The organism is Pilosibacter sp. NGB245, assembly GCF_057397225.1.
In genome coordinates this window covers 3,285,000-3,302,262 of record NZ_CM171584.1, presented here as the reverse complement: position 1 = coordinate 3,302,262, position 17,263 = coordinate 3,285,000, and the positions used below count along the sequence as shown (strand labels likewise).

18 protein-coding genes and 1 riboswitch are annotated in these 17,263 nt (G+C 49.2%); of the genes, 14 read left to right on the top strand and 4 right to left on the bottom strand.

The genetic code is table 11. The annotated features are described in order from the left end of the window. Window positions 1-550: 550 nt before the first annotated feature. The 9 genes from ACXMYH_RS14740 to ACXMYH_RS14700 all read left to right on the top strand — a co-directional run bounded on the left by ACXMYH_RS14740 (window position 551) and on the right by ACXMYH_RS14700 (window position 8,519). On the top strand, window positions 551-850 hold the full coding sequence (locus tag ACXMYH_RS14740; protein WP_486555167.1) for a NifU family protein: 300 nt from the start codon (window positions 551-553) through the stop codon (window positions 848-850). Continuing rightward, window positions 844-1,629 (top strand): MaoC family dehydratase, encoded by a 786-nt coding sequence (locus ACXMYH_RS14735; RefSeq protein ID WP_486555166.1) that lies wholly within the window; start codon window positions 844-846, stop codon window positions 1,627-1,629. The genes ACXMYH_RS14740 and ACXMYH_RS14735 overlap by 7 nt, the downstream gene beginning before the upstream one ends. 25 nt (window positions 1,630-1,654) lie before the next feature. Beyond that, on the top strand, window positions 1,655-1,894 hold the full coding sequence (locus ACXMYH_RS14730; RefSeq protein ID WP_117469288.1) for an acyl carrier protein: 240 nt from the start codon (window positions 1,655-1,657) through the stop codon (window positions 1,892-1,894). Continuing rightward, on the top strand, window positions 1,887-2,558 hold the full coding sequence (locus tag ACXMYH_RS14725; RefSeq protein WP_486555165.1) for an MBL fold metallo-hydrolase: 672 nt from the start codon (window positions 1,887-1,889) through the stop codon (window positions 2,556-2,558). The genes ACXMYH_RS14730 and ACXMYH_RS14725 overlap by 8 nt, the downstream gene beginning before the upstream one ends. Further along, entirely contained in the window at window positions 2,548-4,824 is a 2,277-nt protein-coding gene (locus ACXMYH_RS14720) for a LuxE/PaaK family acyltransferase (RefSeq protein ID WP_486555164.1), read from the top strand. The genes ACXMYH_RS14725 and ACXMYH_RS14720 overlap by 11 nt, the downstream gene beginning before the upstream one ends. An 18-nt stretch (window positions 4,825-4,842) precedes the next feature. Then, the gene (locus ACXMYH_RS14715; protein ID WP_486555163.1) at window positions 4,843-6,282 is read left to right on the top strand and encodes an AMP-binding protein; all 1,440 of its coding nucleotides are present in this window, start codon (window positions 4,843-4,845) and stop codon (window positions 6,280-6,282) included. Next, entirely contained in the window at window positions 6,270-7,049 is a 780-nt protein-coding gene (locus ACXMYH_RS14710) for an enoyl-CoA hydratase/isomerase family protein (RefSeq protein ID WP_486555162.1), read from the top strand. Before ACXMYH_RS14715 ends, ACXMYH_RS14710 begins: the two co-directional genes overlap by 13 nt. A 171-nt stretch (window positions 7,050-7,220) precedes the next feature. Then, window positions 7,221-7,853 carry a hypothetical protein gene (locus ACXMYH_RS14705; RefSeq protein ID WP_486555161.1) on the top strand — a complete coding sequence of 211 codons (633 nt, stop codon included), beginning with the start codon at window positions 7,221-7,223 and terminating at the stop codon, window positions 7,851-7,853. A 171-nt stretch (window positions 7,854-8,024) separates the two neighbouring features. Continuing rightward, complete coding sequence (locus ACXMYH_RS14700; RefSeq protein WP_118531523.1) at window positions 8,025-8,519, top strand: nitroreductase family protein; 495 nt, start codon at window positions 8,025-8,027, stop codon at window positions 8,517-8,519. A 152-nt stretch (window positions 8,520-8,671) separates the two neighbouring features. Here the strand turns inward: ACXMYH_RS14700 and ACXMYH_RS14695 are convergent, their stop codons facing one another. From ACXMYH_RS14695 to bsh, 4 genes are all read right to left on the bottom strand, one after another. Beyond that, on the bottom strand, window positions 8,672-8,971 hold the full coding sequence (locus ACXMYH_RS14695; protein ID WP_215703485.1) for a HigA family addiction module antitoxin: 300 nt from the start codon (window positions 8,969-8,971) through the stop codon (window positions 8,672-8,674). A 35-nt stretch (window positions 8,972-9,006) separates the two neighbouring features. Beyond that, on the bottom strand, window positions 9,007-9,291 hold the full coding sequence (locus ACXMYH_RS14690; RefSeq protein ID WP_486555160.1) for a type II toxin-antitoxin system RelE/ParE family toxin: 285 nt from the start codon (window positions 9,289-9,291) through the stop codon (window positions 9,007-9,009). A 327-nt stretch (window positions 9,292-9,618) separates the two neighbouring features. Further along, complete coding sequence (locus ACXMYH_RS14685) at window positions 9,619-10,563, bottom strand: dipeptidase (RefSeq protein WP_486555159.1); 945 nt, start codon at window positions 10,561-10,563, stop codon at window positions 9,619-9,621. A 271-nt stretch (window positions 10,564-10,834) separates the two neighbouring features. Then, window positions 10,835-11,809 (bottom strand): choloylglycine hydrolase, encoded by a 975-nt coding sequence (gene bsh, locus ACXMYH_RS14680; RefSeq protein ID WP_486555158.1) that lies wholly within the window; start codon window positions 11,807-11,809, stop codon window positions 10,835-10,837. 565 nt (window positions 11,810-12,374) lie between these two features. On the opposite strand from bsh, the gene ACXMYH_RS14675 reads away from it, so the two are divergent. From ACXMYH_RS14675 to ACXMYH_RS14655, 5 genes are all read left to right on the top strand, one after another. Continuing rightward, window positions 12,375-13,238, top strand: a complete 864-nt coding sequence (locus tag ACXMYH_RS14675; protein ID WP_118531533.1) for an amino acid ABC transporter substrate-binding protein — start codon at window positions 12,375-12,377, stop codon at window positions 13,236-13,238. 256 nt (window positions 13,239-13,494) lie between these two features. Then, window positions 13,495-14,154: an amino acid ABC transporter permease gene (locus ACXMYH_RS14670; RefSeq protein WP_118297336.1), complete on the top strand. Its 660-nt coding sequence runs from the start codon at window positions 13,495-13,497 to the stop codon at window positions 14,152-14,154. Window positions 14,155-14,172: 18 nt separating this feature from the next. Continuing rightward, window positions 14,173-14,937 (top strand): amino acid ABC transporter ATP-binding protein, encoded by a 765-nt coding sequence (locus tag ACXMYH_RS14665; RefSeq protein ID WP_118297335.1) that lies wholly within the window; start codon window positions 14,173-14,175, stop codon window positions 14,935-14,937. A gap of 92 nt (window positions 14,938-15,029) precedes the next feature. Next, window positions 15,030-15,103: riboswitch (Fluoride riboswitch) on the top strand. A 270-nt stretch (window positions 15,104-15,373) separates the two neighbouring features. After that, window positions 15,374-16,573 carry a cation:proton antiporter gene (locus ACXMYH_RS14660; RefSeq protein ID WP_118531535.1) on the top strand — a complete coding sequence of 400 codons (1,200 nt, stop codon included), beginning with the start codon at window positions 15,374-15,376 and terminating at the stop codon, window positions 16,571-16,573. Between the two features lie 112 nt (window positions 16,574-16,685). After that, entirely contained in the window at window positions 16,686-17,198 is a 513-nt protein-coding gene (locus tag ACXMYH_RS14655) for a nitroreductase family protein (protein WP_118531537.1), read from the top strand. The last annotated feature ends 65 nt before the right edge of the window (window positions 17,199-17,263 follow it).

Here is a 17,263-nt window from a genome sequence, read left to right as displayed (position 1 = left end):
TCGGAACTGACCTAGTATAAAGCAACCCGTGTGCCAAAGTTACAAAGCGTGAGAGAAAAATTCTCAAAAAAGACAATTTTTTTCCACGACATGAAACGATATATTAAGGAAAAAAGACGTGTCGGGCAGGAAAAAAATTCGGATGAAAAATGAGCCGGAGGAAAAATTCCGGACCGCAGACGGAAGAAACTGGCGGAAAAATGTGTTGCATAAATGAAACAAAATGTCATTTATTGCAAAAGTGCAACAATAAAGCTCCGGAATATGGAACGATGATAACAGAAACAAGAAAAATGGAAGATGCGGAAAGACAGGATAAATTACTTGAAATACGTGTTTTACGGCATGGAAAAAGGAAGTGCACGCCGCGTTGGGGATCAAACATATGGGGAACGGGACACCCACGGAATCCCCGAAAGCCGGAGTGGAAAGCTTGGCATAAAAATTGCTTATTATTCAGAACAGATGATCTGGCAGAAAAGTCTCTGTACCAGATTCGCAACAATGAAAAAGACCCCGGTCTTTCGAGGGCAGATCAGGAGGTATCAACATGATAAAAAGAATTGAACAGGTACTGGAAGAAAAGGTGCGTCCGGCACTTCTATCCCATGAAGGTGACGTACAGATCGTAGAATATGCAGACGGAGTCTTAAAGATTCGCCTGACGGGACATTGTTCCGGATGTCCGTCAGCAAGACTGACGACGGAGGAGCTGATCGCGGCGGAGGTCCAGAAGGAGATTCCGGAAGTAAAAGAAGTTGTTCTTGTAAATGAAGTCAGCCCGGAGCTGCTGGATTTTGCGAGAAAGCTTTTAAACCACGATCATGGAGTACAGGACGGCTTATGCTGATCGGTGTAAAATACTGCGGCGGATGTAATCCCGTGTACAACCGTGGACGCCAGGTAAAACGGCTGCAGGAACAGTTTCCGGAACATGATTTTCAGTTTGCGGCCGGAGATATGAAGGATTGCGAGATCGGTCTTGTAGTCTGCGGTTGTGTCCGTGCCTGTGCATCGGTGGACGGACTTGCGCCGAGGAAAAAGCTGTTTCTTCTCCCCACAGAGCGGAGCTTTTCCGAGGTGAAGATGTATCTGGAGCAGGACCGGGAAACAAAAAAGAAGACAGACGCCGCCGGAAACGGGAGAGAGGATCCGGGTGCGGAGGAAAAAGGAGATCAGAGAAAGCATCTTCGGATCGGTGATACGGCGGAGATCACAAAGGCCTTTTTTAAGGATGATGTGGACAGGTTCGCAGCGCTCACAGGAGATTACAGCAGACTTCACACAGATGCGGAATTTGCGAAAAAAACGCCCTACGGAAAGCCGGTGGTTCACGGTGTTCTGGCGGCAAGCCTGATCTCGACGGTGATGGGAATGAAGCTTCCGGGAGAGGGAACGGTATTCATTGAGGAGCAGGTACGTTTTTTGAAACCTGTTTTTTATGGAGACATGATCACCGCAAAAGTGACGTTCACATCATGTAAAGAACGGGCAGACGGCTATATCGGGACATTTTCCGGTATCTGTGAAAATCAGGACCATGAGACGGTGGTCTGGGCGGAGTGCAGACAGCTGATGTCAAAGGAATTATTTTCCGTTGAGCTGCATCCGGAGAAAGAAAACGAATAACAAAAATAAAGCGAGGGCAAAGAATATGACAAATCTTGAAAAATACAACAAAATCTTTATCGGCATGTTTCACAAGACAGAAGAGGAGCTTCCGGGCTTAAAATACCGCGGGATCCCGCTCTGGGATTCGATCGGACATATGGATCTTGTAGGGGAGCTGGAAGAGGCATTTGATATCCATATGGATACTCCTGATGTCCTGGATTTCACATCCTACGAAAAGGGAAAAGAAGTCCTTGGGCGCTACGGAGTGACGATTGAGTAGTCCGTATCCGGACCGGATATTCCGGATCACAGAGCCGGTGACGGAGAGCAACTGCTATGTGATCCGGGAAAAGAACAGATGTATGATCATTGATCCCAACGATTTTCCGGCGATCCGGGAACTGTTGCAAAAATGGAACATGAAGCCGGAACTGGTCCTTTTAACCCATGAACACTGCGATCACATCGGCGGTCTGAATCAGCTGCGGGAGACATATCCGGTAACGGTTGTGGCGACACAGGCATGCAGTGAGGGGATCGGGAATAAGACCAGGAATATGTCCCGCATGATGGAGACATTTTTATACTTCAAAAGCGGGGAGAAGACCTTTGTACATTATCCGCCGTTTCAATGTGAAAAGGCGGATCTGACATTTACGGATCAGCTCTCCTGTGAATTTGGAGCAAAAGAGCTGGAACTGATCCGGCTTCCCGGCCATACACCGGGAAGCATGGTGATCCGGTATGACGGATGTGTATTTTGCGGAGATTATCTTCTTCCGGGGGACAAAGTTGTCACGAGGCTGCCGGGGGGAGACGGAGATGCCTATGAAAAATATGCAAGGCCATGGCTGGGAAAGATCGCGGACGGAACATGGATCTTTCCGGGGCATGGAGAACCTTTTCAGATGAACAGGGAGGTGAGGGCGTTTCATGACATATGAAGAACTCTTAAAACGAGGTCCATATGAGATCGGTGCGGCAGAAAAAAGAAAACTTTATGGAGAAATGCTGGGAGAGCTGACGGACAGCCACAGAGAGCGATGTCGGGTGTATGACCACTCGTGTGAAGCACTGGGCGATCAACGCGGGAGCCGCCGTACAGAAGAAGAAATTCCCATGGTTCCGGTATCCATGTTTAAAGAGACAGAGATGCGAAGTGTGCCGACCGGGGAAGTATTCAAAACTGTGACATCATCCGGGACATCCGGACAAAAGACATCAAAGATCGTCCTGGACGAACAGACTGCATCGTGGCAGCAGCGCACTCTTCAGAAGATCGTTGCAGATTTTATCGGTGAAAAACGGATCCCGATGCTGATCATCGATGCCCCGAATGTTCTGCGGGACAGAGCCCTGTTTTCCGCGAGAGGTGCGGGGATCCTGGGCTTTTCTATTTTTGGCTCAAAACGATGCTATGCGCTCCGCGAGGACATGTCGCTGGATCTGGAAGCGGTAGAAAGCTTTCTTGAAAAGGCAGGAGACGGACCGGTCCTTGTCTTTGGATTCACCTACATGATCTGGAAATATTTTTATGAACCGTTGAAAAAATCCGGACATAAGCTCCATCTGGAACATGGCTTTATGATCCACGGCGGCGGATGGAAAAAGCTGGCAAATGAGGCGGTATCGGCAGAGCAGTTCCGGGACGGCCTGCGGGAAGTCTGCGGTATTCTGGATGTGCGCAACTATTACGGAATGGCAGAGCAGACAGGCTGTATTTACATGGAATGTGAATGCGGTCATCTGCATGCAAGCAGTTATTCTGATGTCCTGATCCGGAATATGGAGGATTTCTCCTGTTGCAAAAATGGAACAGAAGGAGTGATCCAGGTCCTGACTCCGATGGCCTGGTCATATCCGGGACATTCGATCCTCACAGAAGATAAAGGGATGATCCTCGGAGAGGATGACTGCCCGTGCGGAAGAAAAGGAAAATATATCAGGATCACAGGAAGGATCCCGAAAGCTGAAGTCCGGGGCTGTAGCGACACATTTGAAACAGGGCGGGAAATCCGCGAAGAGGATGCGGATGTCACTCTGCTTGCCGGTGGGATGGATCTGACATCAGCGTCGGAGGTCCCGTTTGAGGAGACGACGATGAACTTTCTCTCCGCACTGTCGGATCGGATCCGCGAGCTGCCGCGAATGCTGTCGGGAGAAGAGATGCGTATGCTGGGTTTCTGGCTGCGGAGATCGAATCTGGAAGCTTATAAAAAACGATATGAGAGCGACATGATCCGACTGGGACTTGGACGCACGTTCCATGTCGCACCATCGAATGTTCCGCTGCTGTTTGCGTATACACTGGCGATCGGTCTGATGGCAGGAAATTCCTGCCGCGTGCGTGTCTCTGCAAGGCGTACAGCAGAGAGTGAAAAGCTCTGTGAGCTGATCGATGAACTGCTGGGACTTCCGGAATTTGAGATGCTGAAGCAGCGGATCTCGATCATTACATACGGCAGAAATAACCGTGAAATGACGGAAAATTTCAGCCGGGAGTGCGATGGACGGGTCATCTGGGGAGGAGACATGACTGTGGAGGAAATCCGGAAGATCTCGCTGTCGCCATCGGCTTCGGAACTTGTGTTTCCGGACCGGACCTCGATGGCGGTTCTGGATGCAGATGCCATAGCCGGGCTTTCAGAAGATGAACTGAATGAGATCGCGGGCCGTTTTTATAATGACACATTCAGCATGGACCAGAATGCGTGTGCATGTCCGCGCGTAGTGTTCTGGCGAGAAAGCAGCATGGAGACAGGAGGCCGGGCGGCGGACAGATTCTGGAATGCGCTTGCGCAGGCGGCAAAACGTTATGGTCTTACAGAAAACAAGGTCAGCCTGAAATATGGGGACTTCTGGAGATTTGCAGGGGGCGGCGCAAGGATCGGACAGGTCAGAAGATATGGAAACAGGCTTTATGTTACAGAGATGAAGGATATAGCCGGAATGACTTCGGAGCAAAGGATGCGGTTCGGAAGCTTTCTGGAATATCATATGAAAAACGGAGAGGAATGGATCAACGCAGTGACCGAAAAGACACAGGCCCTGGTGTTTTTCGGCGTGGAGAAACAGGAACTCCGGGAAAGCGTTCTGCATCACAGGCTCAGAGGTACCCATCAGATCGTGCCTGTGGGGCAGACGTTGTGGATGGATCTGGTCTGGGACGGAAAAGATATGATTCAGGCTCTGTCCCGGACGATCCGGTAGGGCGGAAAGGAGCGCCGGATGGAATTTATTGAAAAGCAGGATATATTTGCAGGAAATATGATGCTGATCGACGATAAAGGAAATAAGATCACTTATGGTGATTTTGAAGATATCTATGAAAAAGAAGAACAGTTGCTGGAAAGCGGAACACTTGCGTTTCTATTTTGCCGGAACGCGGTCGGATCCGTTCTTTATTACAGGATCTGCCTCAGAAAACATGTCGTACCGCTTCTTCTGGAGCACCAAATGGATGAAGAACTTTTGAAAGCTCTTCTGGAAACGTATGAGCCGGAGTATCTGATCGGAATGCCGGAAGATCTGAAAAAAGCCGGATCGGACGGAGCGGTCATGGATGGATCTGATTGTTTTGATTATCGGATCAAAAAAAGAGAGCCGAAGAGACGTACAAAACTGCATCCGGATCTGGCACTTCTTCTCACAACATCCGGAAGTACGGGAAGTCCGAAACTGGTAAGACAAAGTCGGAAGAATATCTGCGCAAACGCGGAGTCGATCGCAGAATATCTGAATCTGGATTCATCGGAACGGCCGATCACGACACTTCCGATGAATTACACATATGGACTTTCGATCATGAACAGCCATTTTGAGGTGGGAGCGGCAGTTCTTCTGACAGAACATACTCTTTTTGAGCGGGAGTTCTGGGAGTTTTTCAGAGAAGAGAAGGCAACATCCTTTGGCGGTGTGCCTTATACCTACCAGATCTTAAAACGTCTGAACCTTTTTGATATGGATCTGCCGTCTTTAAAGACGATGACGCAGGCAGGAGGAAAGCTTCCGGTCAGTCTGCACCGGGAATTCGCGGAGTATGCCGCGTCGACAGGTAAAAATTTTATCGTGATGTATGGACAGACGGAGGCAACGGCGAGGATGAGCTATTTGCCGGCGGAGGACGCGATCCGGAAATGCGGCAGCATGGGGATTGCGATCCCCGGAGGAAGGTTCCGGATCATGGAAGATGAAAAAAGAGAGATCACAGCTCCGGATACGGTCGGGGAACTCGTATATGAGGGCGCGAATGTCACGATGGGATACGCGGAGTGCGCGGCGGACCTTGAAAAGGGAGACGAGCGCGGCGGGATCCTGTTCACCGGGGACATGGCGAAGCGCGATGAGGACGGATATTATTACATTACAGGCCGCAAAAAGAGGTTTCTCAAGATGTACGGGAAGCGCGTCAACATGGATGAGATCGAGCAGATCCTGCGCGGACAGTACGAGGGAGTTGAGATCGCCTGCACCGGTGCGGATGACCGGATGCGGATTTATATGGAAGGAACATCCCCTGCCGTTTGTGAAGAGGCGGCAGAGTTCCTGACGGAAAAAACAGGACTTTATCCGGGTGGGATCCGGATCCTGCCTATCGATAAGATCCCGAAAAATGAATCTGGAAAAACGATCTACAAAGAATTGGAGAAATTGCCATGGAATTCATGATTTACGAGAAAAAAGGTTCAATAGCGCAGATTACGATCAACCGCCCGAAGGCGCTGAACGCGTTTAATTCCCAGATGCTGGATGAACTGACGGAAGCCCTTGCGCTGGCGGAGCAGGATCCTGAGATCCGATGTGTGATCCTCACAGCGGCGGGAGAGCGCGCGTTTACAGCCGGCGGTGATATCAAGGAGGAAGTACAGTTAAATGAGGAGACGGCAAAGGCGTTTTCCAGGCGCGGTAAAAAGATGATCCTGTCGATCTTAAATCACAGGGTCCCGGTTATCTGCGCGGTACGCGGATACGCGCTCGGCGGCGGCATGGAGATGATTCTTGCTGCAGATTTCACGATTGCAGCATCGGATGCGAAGATCGGGATCCCGACGATCAAACTTGGTGGAATTCCGGGATGGGGAAGTACCATTCTTCTTCCAAAAACGGTCGGTGCATCAAGAGCAAAGGAACTCCTCTATACCGGACGCAGCCTGTCCGCGGAGGAGGCGAAGGAGCTCGGTGTGGTTGAATTTGTGGTCGAGCCGGATGAACTCATGAAAAAAGCCTTTGAGCTGGCAGATGTGATCACGGATATGGCACCGCTCGCGGTTGAAAACATGAAAAGATCGATCAATACAGTGATGAGTATTGGACTCTCCGAGAGCCTCGACACGGAGACAGGGATCTTTGCTTCCTGTTTCGCGACGGAAGACCATCTGGAAGCGACTACGGCGTTCCTGGAGAAGAGGGGACATGGGGAGTATAAGAGGAAGTAAGTCTGGAATCTTGTATATCGAAAGCAATAAAAATGCCCGGTCATCATTATAATATCTGATGTCCGGGCATTTGCTGCCGCAAAAAGATAATGAGTCTTTTGATTTTGCTCGGATTGATATGACTCTCAAAACATGGTATAATAATGTGCAGCTTGCAGAGAGGAGACCAAGATGAAAAAAACATATTTGTACATGAGCATATTGGGAATGAGCGTTGCTCTGGCGGCTGGCTGTCAGAAGGCAGATACGGCAGAGACCACGGTAACTGTGGAAACAACAGCAGAACAGAGTACGGAGACAGAAAGTACGTCTCCTGCTGAGAGTGAGACATCGGATGACGCGGAGATACTGAAGAATTATCATCTCCTTCAGGGTGTCATCGTAAAGACGGATTCTGAAAAGGGCACTTTCACCGTAAAGACTGATGACGGTGCGGAATATACGCTCGCAACGGAAAATATCCATGATGTGGAGACGGAGATCGCGGATGACAGTGTTGTAGCGATCGGATATATCGGAGAGGAACTTCATGACAGCGATCAGCTGAAAGATGTTGAGCTGGTGATCGCGGCTCCGGGCGATGATGACTGGACGATCGCATATGCGGAAGGAACAACGACCGCCAACGCGATGAGCACATTTACCATGGTGACAGCGGATGGAACCGAGATGGGATTTATGAAAGATGGCTGCCCGATGGATGAAGATGCTTTAGGCGGAGACAGCGGTGCGAAGGTTGGAGTTGTCTATATGGATTCCGAAGATGTGAGCTTTCCGCTGGAGATCAAGAAATTAGAGGGATAAGGCTGAGGCGATCAGCGACAGGTAAAGTAGGATCGATAAAATCCGGAAATAAAAAAGGCGGATATTTGCTGCTTTTCATGGCGGGAGTCTTCAGATTCCCAAAGTCTGAATGATACTGTCATGGCAGCGAATCATGCCGATGATATAACAGGAAAGGAATGAGGTCTTAAGATGGCAGATTTATTTCACCGTGTAAGTATTCGAAAATTCAAAGACGAAGCAGTTTCCAGTGAGGATATCGGATATATCCTGGAAGCGGCGATGGCAGCCCCGTCGGCAAAGAACCAGCAGCCGTGGGAGTTCTATGTGATCCAGAACCGTGAGGTATTAAAGAAGCTTGGAGAATCCAGCCCGTTCTCGGGTCCGGCAGGAAACGCACCGGTTGCGATCGTGAGTGCATATCGCGAGGACTGCGAATTGCCGGAGTTTGCACACATCGACATGAGCATCGCGATGGAGAACCTGTGGCTTGCAGCTGATGAGATCGGACTCGGCGGCGTATGGCTCGGTGTTGCACCGCGTGAGGACCGCATGAAAGAGGTCGAAGAGATCGTCGGGATCCCGGAAGGACAGCGCGCATTCGGAATCTTCGCAATGGGCTATCCGGCTGAGGAACGCACCCAGCAGGATCGGTTTGATCAGAGCAGGATCCATTATGTGAGATAATTAAGAAGAAACGAAAAGGGGACAGCCTGAAGAGGATATTGCCTTAGAAGTCAGATTTTAAAACCTGACGCATGAAGCACAGTATACTCTTTGGACTGTCCCTTTTTTATATACGGGCTAATCTGAAAACCGGAGTAACAACGTTTTGGAAATCAGACCATCATCGGGCAGACGGGAATGGAATCGAGTTCTTCCTGTTCAGACAGTTTGAGATTTCTGATATCGATATCGGTCTGGATATCCAGAAAATATTTGTCAGACACACCGAAATACTTGGCGAGGCGGAGAGAAGTATCTGCGGTGATCTTACGGCGGTCATGCAGAATGTCCTGGATCCTGGAGACAGGGACATGGATATCCTGCGCGAGGCGGTAGGCGGAAATGCCGTAGGGTTTCATAAACTCTTCGATTAAAATTTCGCTGATGGTTGGAGTTGTGATATAGTTTGGCATAAAAAGATCTCCTTTCATTTTAAACTATGTGATGATCATGAATGGTAATCAACTATTTCGAGGTCAAAAAAATCATTTCCTATAATTCTAAAACAGATGCGGTATTGTGCATTAATTCGAATGCTGTATTGCCCTTCGCGATTTCCATGAAGCAATTCCAGATGATTGGCAGGAGGAATTCTTAAATCTTCTAGGGAAGTAGCATTGTCGATCATGATTAGTTTTCTCAGAGCAATTCTCTGAATGAACTGTGGTAGTTTCTTTGAAAATTCCTGATTATAGATTTTTTCAGTTTCTTTATCTGCGAAGTTTTTTATCATATTTATGTACCTCAATTATACCTGTTTTGCATGTACATGTCAAACAGAAAAGAAATGTTATAAAGTGACTTTGATAAATAAAGTGAAATAGATAATACGGATGTCATGTTTAGAAGTAATGATTGTATAAAAAAGAAATTAAAAGGAATGTAGAAAATTTATGCGATACAAGATTATAGGACCAGAGGATTCAGAAGATGGTGAGCAATAGTGTAAGCTACCCTGATAAGAATTGCAATAGAAAACGAAAATGTTTAAGAAACATTTTATATGTGTTATATGTAAAACTGAAATGCAGGAGACTCCTGCATTTCAGTCTTGCACATTTTACAGATTCTTCTCGAAAAACTCCTCCGCATTCCGGAACAGGATCCCTTCAGCCAGTTCTGTTGACATCCCCTGATCAAGGAAATATTCGTACAGTGCAGCTGCTTTTTCAGGACTGTTCAGGTATGTAGGGAGAGTCGCGCCATCGAAATCGGAGCCGAGTGCGAGATTTTTGTATGCACCGAGCTTGAAAAAGTGCTCGATGTGGCGATAGAGGTCCTCCGGGGAATCGCCAGTGCCGCCGTCGGTGATGAAGCTTTTACAGTAATTGAGACCGATCAGGCAGCCGCGGCGGACCATTTCGCGGATCATGTCGTCCGTGAGATTTCTCTTGTGCGAGCAGACAGCTCTGGCGTTGGAGTGGGTCGCGACGAACGGACGGCGGGCGGTCTCAAAGAGATCGGCATATCCGGCATCATTTAAGTGGGAGACATCGACGAGAATTCCGCAGTCTTCCATCTCATGGACAGCCTGTCTGCCAAAATCTGTCATGCCGTGTGCAGTCGTATGACCGGAACCGAGTTCGTTTTCGCCGTTCCAGGTGAGCGTCATGCAGCGGACGCCATCATCCGCAAGCTTTTTTACGCGGGTGATGTCACCGGCAAGCGCGGAGCCGTTTTCGATGGTCAAAAATGCTGCGGTTTTGCCGGAATTCCACGCAGCCTTCATATCGGAAGCGGTGCGGCAGGGAGCGACGCGGTCACAGAATTTCTTCATCTGCCGGTTGAAGTTATCCCGGTTCGTCTCATAGTAATCGATCGCGGCCTGCCCGCGGTATTCGTCAGGAATGAATACCGCGTAGAACTGTGCCCAGTGGACATCGGCCGGGATCGCGGATAAAGAGAGAACACGCCCCGGGTCATCCAGAGTGTCCGGGTCGGAGTTCTTGTGGATGCAGTCGGTGAGAGTGTCACAGTGCAGGTCGATCAGTGCGTAAGAATTCATGGAAGATTCCTCCTGAAAATGGATTATTTTAAGCTAAAGTCGGTAATTTTGCGGAGCCTAACATAGCAGCGCTGGATGATCGTGGCTTGGCTTGTATTTGACGATTTTGTAAAAATGCTTCAGTCAGATGCTGTTGCATTGATATTTTGGCAATGGCCGCCTAAAATCACGCTGAGAGCTGAGAGCTGAGAGCTGAGAGCTGAGAGCTGAGAGCTGAGAGCTGAGAGCTGAGAGCTGAGAGCTGAGAGCTGAGAGCTGAGAGCTGGGAGCTCTAATTCTGTCTTCGAATTTCGCCCTTTAAAATGATCGGGTAGCGGATCAGCTTCCCGGAATCAAGATTTTCCTTGTTCATATCCACCGCCGTGATCTGATGATTTTCATAAGTTGTATAGTAATAAGTTCCGGTCTCCGCGCTGCAGCAGGAGGTGTAGATCGTGATCTCATACTTTCCTTCCGCAACCTCACAGCATCCGCGCTGCTGGTCCACAGCCCCTAAAATATGGAAAAACTGGCTGACGCTTTCTTCCTCGCTGTCACCGGAGACAGAGTGTGCACGGGTAAACGCCACACGCGCAAAGCGGGACTGGGAGGAGAGATCGCCCGGGAGTCCGAGGGCACCCATGCCGCGGCTGTAGGTGGAAAGCGGTGCATCCGGCGCGAAGTGGTTCTCCGGCTGGTGCGGGGAGAGACTGAGGTAATTATTTAAATGGAACATCTGCATATCAAACGGCGGATTGTTTGTCAGAACTCCGACCGGATCGTCATGAACATGGAGTCCGTCTTTCATGGACTCGACAACGATCGCCTCGTCTTTGTCTGCGATGATCCAGTGAAGGCTGGCCGCCGGCAGCTGGGGATTAAACGGGGTCCCGACAAGGTTCATAACGGCGAGTTTTTCTTTCGCCTCGCTGACGGTCGCGCACTGGCTTAAGATCCACGGAATAAATTCGAACTGGGCGACATTTTCAACCCCGTCTTTCATATCCGCATATGCCGCATTGCCGACAAAGTTGAGTCCGGCCATGCCGAGCCCTTTTTCGTTCATGGCATCGTAATATAACGGATAATCCCCGGCGATATGTGCCATGCCGATGATCGCATAGTGGGAGTCGTGCGTGCCCATATGGCGGAACGGGATCGGGTAATTGCGCGGGGTGATCGTGATCTCTTCTCCATAGGAAAATTCATAGTCTAAGGTTCGTCCGAAGTAAAATCCTTTTGTTTTGTAAGTTGCTGCTGTACACATAAGAGAAAACCTCCATTCCTGTTGTGAACAAAGAACTGTCGTAACTGTTCAGTAGGTCTGGGCACTTGCTGCGCTGACCGTAATAAAACACAGGCTTGAAGGCAAAAATCCCATCGGCGAAGCCGATTTGAAATGGATTTTTGCTCGTAACTGTGAGGGTACTGAGCAGTTACGAACTGCCAATAGAAGACTGCACAGATGCCCGGACAGATACCGAACTGTCTGCCAAAGGTGCAGAATGGACTGCATGTCTTCTGAAATGAGTTTCGAATCAGTAAGAAATCGTCTGCAGCTGCTGATCCGCCTGGACTCGAACGCGAAATGACGGCAAAAGCGGCTGCACGTGTGGACAAAGAATGCCCGTACTGTAACAGTATACCGCATTCCCTGAAAAAATTCATTAAAAAGAGCTTTACAAAAACACTTTAGTATGGTAACATGATAACACGATGAAAACAGAGAAACAAAATCGAATACAAAAACGCGACATTCGGTTTTAGGATAGGAAAAAAGTCAACGGAAACCGCCTGATCAAGGGCAGGCAGATATGAGGAGGACAATTATTATGAAGAAAAGATTATTAAGCGCAGTTATGGCATCCGCAATGGTACTTTCTCTCGCAGCATGCGGAGGAGCAAAGACAGAGACAACCGCAGCAGAGACATCTGCTGAGTCCAAAGAGGAGACAACCGCAGCTGATACATCCGCAGCAGAGGAGACAAAGACAGCAGGCGGCACACTGATCGTTGGTTTTGACCAGGATTTCCCGCCAATGGGATTCGTTGGTGATGATGGAGAGTACACAGGATTCGACCTTGACCTTGCAAAGGAAGTTGCAAAACGTCTTGGCTTAGAGTACAAGGCACAGCCGATCGCCTGGGACTCCAAGGATATGGAGCTTGAGTCCGGAAATATCGACTGCATCTGGAACGGATTTACGATTACAGGCCGTGAGGATGATTACACATGGACTGAGCCGTATATGGCAAACAAGCAGGTATTCATTGTAGCAAACGATTCTGATATCAAGAGCCAGGCTGATCTCGCCGGAAAGAATGTGGAGGTACAGGCAGATTCTTCCGCTGAGACAGCATTAAAGGAAAATCCGGACCTCACAAACACCTTCGGACAGCTTTTAACAACTGCTGATTACAACACAGCGTTCATGGATCTGGAACAGGGCGCTGTTGATGCCGTAGCGATGGACGTTATCGTTGCAGGATATCAGATCAAACAGAGAAACGCAGATTTCAAGATCCTTGACGATTCCCTTTCCGAGGAAGAGTACGGTGTTGGCTTCAAGAAAGGCAACACAGAGTTAAGAGACAAGGTTCAGGCAACTTTAGAGGAGATGGCAGCAGACGGAACACTTGCAAAGATCTCTGATGAGTGGTTCGGTGAGGACGTTACAACGATCGGAAACAAGTAAAAACACGCTTTGCGAGTTTCCCCTTGTTATCGCGACAGTCGCCAAGGTCCCGCGTAAGCGCGGACTTTGGCTCGTTGTTCGCATAAATAAATGATATTTGACACATATGTCAATATCATATAAAATGAATGCAGGACTCAGATTACGGGAACCGGTTGACAGTTCCCGTAATTTGTCTTGTTTAAAAAGAAACTTTACAAAAGCACGGTCAGATGATATGGACCGTGAAACCATGAAGGAAAGCAGGTAAGATCGTATGGGTAAAATGACAATCGGGCAGATGATCGCTCAGCTCGGAAGCGGTATGCTGATCAGTACGCAGATCTTTGTGATCACGCTGCTGTTCTCCCTGCCGCTCGGACTTGTTGTAGCGTTCGGGCGCATGTCGAAAAACCGCGTGATCAGCATGATCGTAAAATTTTATATCTCGATCATGCGTGGAACTCCGTTAATGCTGCAGCTGATGGTCGTTTATTTCGGACCATACTATCTGTTCCATATCAAAGTCGGGAGCAGCTATCGTCTGACAGCGACATTCATCGGCTTTGTGATCAACTACGCCGCGTATTTTGCGGAAATCTACCGCAGCGGCATCCAGTCCATGCCGGTGGGACAGTATGAGGCAGCACAGATCCTGGGCTACAATAAAGCACAGACATTTTTCAAGATCATTCTGCCGCAGGTCATCAAGCGGATCCTGCCGTCGATCACGAATGAGGTTATCACACTTGTGAAGGATACTTCTCTGGCGTTCACGCTGAGCGTTGCCGAGATGTTCTCGATCGCGAAGGCGCTGGCGGCTTCCCAGACAAACATGATCCCGTTTGTGGCAGCCGGAATCTTCTATTATGTGTTCAACCTGATCGTGGCGGTCGTTATGGAGTGGATCGAGAAGAAACTGGATTATTACCGGTAGGATGGAGGTGTTCGGATCATGAATCTGTTAGAATTAAATCATGTGGAAAAATCATTTGAAAATTTATCCGTGCTGAAAGATATCTCCATCAGCATCGGTGAGGGCGAGATCGTATCCATCATCGGACCATCCGGATCCGGAAAATCAACGCTGCTTCGCTGTGCGACGATGTTAGAAAAAATGGATGGCGGCGAGATCGTCTATCTTGGGAAAAAGGCTGCATGGACAGACAAGGACGGACGTGTCGTTTATGCGGACAAAAAGGAAATGAAGGAGATCCGGAGCCAGTATGGCCTCGTATTCCAGAACTTTAACCTGTTCCCGCATTATTCGGTCTTAAAGAACATCACGGACGCACCGATCCATGTTCAGAAGCGCGATAAGGAGACTGTATATAAGGAAGCGAGAGAGCTTTTAAAGAAGATGGGTCTGTCGGACAAAGAAGATTATTATCCGTGCCAGCTGTCCGGCGGACAGTGCCAGCGTGTGGCGATCGCAAGAGCCCTGGCGCTGAACCCGAAGATCCTGTTCTTCGATGAGCCGACCTCTGCGCTCGATCCGGAGCTGACGGCGGAGGTGCTGAAGGTGATCCGTTCCCTGGCAGATTTAAATATCGCCATGGTGATCGTCACCCACGAGATGGCGTTTGCGAGAGATATCTCCCACCGCGTGATCTTCATGGAAGGCGGAGTGATCGTGGAAGAAGGAACGCCGGAGAAGGTATTCTCCTCTGACAATGAGAGAATGAAGAGTTTCCTCGGAAGATATGGGGAGATCCTGTAGGACCTTGCGATCGGGAATGTGAAACATCGGGAAAACCCACCTATAGGAAAAACTGAAAAATATGATTTACAACCGGAGATAGGTATTGTATAATCTTCGACGGGAATGAAGTTCTCCCATGGGAAACCAGAACCGCTTATGATGAGCTGATGACTTCTGTGATGACGGGCTGTCCGGGACGGCGCTTTTTAGCGTGTGTTGCGGGGCTTAAATCACAGGAGAGTCAGCTCTTTTTTTGTGCAGCAGGAAATTCCGATGGAACTTCCTGCCGCGCAAAAAGGCACATTTTTTCGGGAAAATATTTTTTCGTTAATAAAATTGGGAGCAATCGTTTCGTATGGGATAGGAACCTTAAAAATGGAATTTTGAGTAACAGTTTCCCAAATAAAAGCAGAATTGTGGAAGGCACGTTTTTGCAGAAAAAAGGAGAAAAATTATGTTGACATCACTTGCACTGATCTTTCTGGTGGGACTTTCCGCGGCGGCGATCTGCGGATATCTTCACCTGCCGCGCATTATCGGAATGCTGTTTACCGGCATCATCCTGGGACCGCATGTCCTGGGACTTCTCGATGATAAGATCTTATCGATCTCCTCGGAACTTCGCCAGATCGCGCTGATCATCATCCTGTTAAAGGCAGGACTTTCCCTGAACCTTGCGGATCTGAAGAAAGTCGGGCGTCCGGCCGTCATGATGGCTTTTGTACCGGCGAGTTTTGAAATCTGTGGATATCTTCTCTGCGCTCCGATGATCCTGGGGATAACGAGAATTGAGTCTGCTGTCATGGGTGCGGTCCTCGCGGCTGTTTCCCCGGCGGTCGTTGTGCCGCGGATGGTACAGCTGATGGAAAATAGATATGGAACGGAAAAGAGTATCCCGCAGATGATCCTGGCCGGGGCATCGTGCGACGATATCTTCGTGATCGTCCTGTTTTCCACATTTGCCGGCATGGCACAGGGAGGAACGGCAGATTTTACGCAGTTTTTGAATATTCCGGTGTCCATTGTGCTCGGAATCCTGCTGGGCGCTGCTGTCGGGTATCTTCTCAGCCTTTTCTTTGAGACTGCTTATGCGAAGGAACATTATGTGAGAAACAGCATGAAAGTCATTGTGGTCCTCGGGCTTTCGTTTCTCCTGATGGCGGTGGAAACATGGGCAAAACCGTATGTCTCCGTCTCCGGACTTCTTGCGGTTGTCAGCATGGCATGCGTCCTCAAAATGAAATGTCCGAAATCAGTTTCCGGAAGACTCTCAGAGAAGTTTGGAAAACTCTGGATCGCAGCGGAGGTAGTCCTGTTTGTGATGGTCGGCGCTGCAGTGGATATCCGGTATACGGCGACTGCAGGAGGCGCGGCTGTGGTGATGATCCTGCTTGCACTTATTTTCCGGGCAGCCGGAGTCTGCGTGTGCATGGCGGGAACCGCGCTGAACAAGAAAGAGCGCCTGTTTACCGTGATCGCGTATCTGCCGAAGGCAACAGTCCAGGCGGCGATCGGTTCTGTTCCGATGGCGATGGGGCTTTCCTGCGGACAGATTGTTCTCTCAGTGGCGGTTCTCGCGATCCTGATCACGGCGCCGCTCGGGGCGATCGGGATGGATGTGACGTATCGGAGACTGTTAAAAAGACAGGAATAGTAAAAACATCCAGAGAACATTTCAGGGTTCACAAAACGGGAATGATGAGATATAATGAATGGCACAAAGATAGTAGGAAAATAGATGTTCAGAAACTGACAGGAGGAGAACAATGGATTTCGAAAAATTATGTGCAGAGAGATATTCGCTTAGAAAGTTCAGCGACCGTCCGGTCGAAGCAGAAAAGCTGGAGAAGGTTCTGGAGGCAGGCCACAATGCACCGACGGCTCATAACCTTCAGCCGCAGCGAATTCTCGTGATGCAGAGCAAAGAGGCACTGGAAAAAGCGGAAGAGTGCACCGCGTGCAAGTTCCACCCGCCGGTGATCCTGGTTGTCGCTTATGATCCGGCGAAGGCATGGAACCGTGAGGGCGATATGAAGAATCATGGCGAGATCGACGCAACGATCGCAGCGACCCAGATGATGCTGCAGGCTGCGGATCTCGGTCTTGGAACCTGCTATGTCGGCATGTTCAGCCAGGAAAAGCTTCATGAGACATTCTCGGAGATGAAGGGACTCGTTGCGACAGCGATGCTCCCGCTCGGTTATCCGGCGGAGACGGCACATCCGTCAAGACTTCACGCAGATAGAATGCCGATCGATGAGATGGTGGTTCGCCTGTAGTTCTGATGTCCGGGATTCGCAGAATTGCAGAATGGCATTAGAATAAGAATACGAAGGAAAACAGG

Bases quoted from the DNA above. Each gene is read 5' to 3' on its own strand.
- ACXMYH_RS14740 (WP_486555167.1), top strand. From the start codon at position 551: ATGATAAAAAGAATTGAACAGGTACTGGAAGAAAAGGTGCGTCCGGCA.
- ACXMYH_RS14735 (WP_486555166.1), top strand. From the start codon at position 844: ATGCTGATCGGTGTAAAATACTGCGGCGGATGTAATCCCGTGTACAAC.
- ACXMYH_RS14730 (WP_117469288.1), top strand. From the start codon at position 1,655: ATGACAAATCTTGAAAAATACAACAAAATCTTTATCGGCATGTTTCAC.
- ACXMYH_RS14720 (WP_486555164.1), top strand. From the start codon at position 2,548: ATGACATATGAAGAACTCTTAAAACGAGGTCCATATGAGATCGGTGCG.
- ACXMYH_RS14715 (WP_486555163.1), top strand. From the start codon at position 4,843: ATGGAATTTATTGAAAAGCAGGATATATTTGCAGGAAATATGATGCTG.
- ACXMYH_RS14710 (WP_486555162.1), top strand. From the start codon at position 6,270: ATGGAATTCATGATTTACGAGAAAAAAGGTTCAATAGCGCAGATTACG.
- ACXMYH_RS14705 (WP_486555161.1), top strand. From the start codon at position 7,221: ATGAAAAAAACATATTTGTACATGAGCATATTGGGAATGAGCGTTGCT.
- ACXMYH_RS14700 (WP_118531523.1), top strand. From the start codon at position 8,025: ATGGCAGATTTATTTCACCGTGTAAGTATTCGAAAATTCAAAGACGAA.
- ACXMYH_RS14695 (WP_215703485.1), bottom strand. From the start codon at position 8,971: ATGCCAAACTATATCACAACTCCAACCATCAGCGAAATTTTAATCGAA.
- ACXMYH_RS14690 (WP_486555160.1), bottom strand. From the start codon at position 9,291: ATGATAAAAAACTTCGCAGATAAAGAAACTGAAAAAATCTATAATCAG.
- ACXMYH_RS14685 (WP_486555159.1), bottom strand. From the start codon at position 10,563: ATGAATTCTTACGCACTGATCGACCTGCACTGTGACACTCTCACCGAC.
- bsh (WP_486555158.1), bottom strand. From the start codon at position 11,809: ATGTGTACAGCAGCAACTTACAAAACAAAAGGATTTTACTTCGGACGA.
- ACXMYH_RS14675 (WP_118531533.1), top strand. From the start codon at position 12,375: ATGAAGAAAAGATTATTAAGCGCAGTTATGGCATCCGCAATGGTACTT.
- ACXMYH_RS14670 (WP_118297336.1), top strand. From the start codon at position 13,495: ATGGGTAAAATGACAATCGGGCAGATGATCGCTCAGCTCGGAAGCGGT.
- ACXMYH_RS14665 (WP_118297335.1), top strand. From the start codon at position 14,173: ATGAATCTGTTAGAATTAAATCATGTGGAAAAATCATTTGAAAATTTA.
- ACXMYH_RS14660 (WP_118531535.1), top strand. From the start codon at position 15,374: ATGTTGACATCACTTGCACTGATCTTTCTGGTGGGACTTTCCGCGGCG.
- ACXMYH_RS14655 (WP_118531537.1), top strand. From the start codon at position 16,686: ATGGATTTCGAAAAATTATGTGCAGAGAGATATTCGCTTAGAAAGTTC.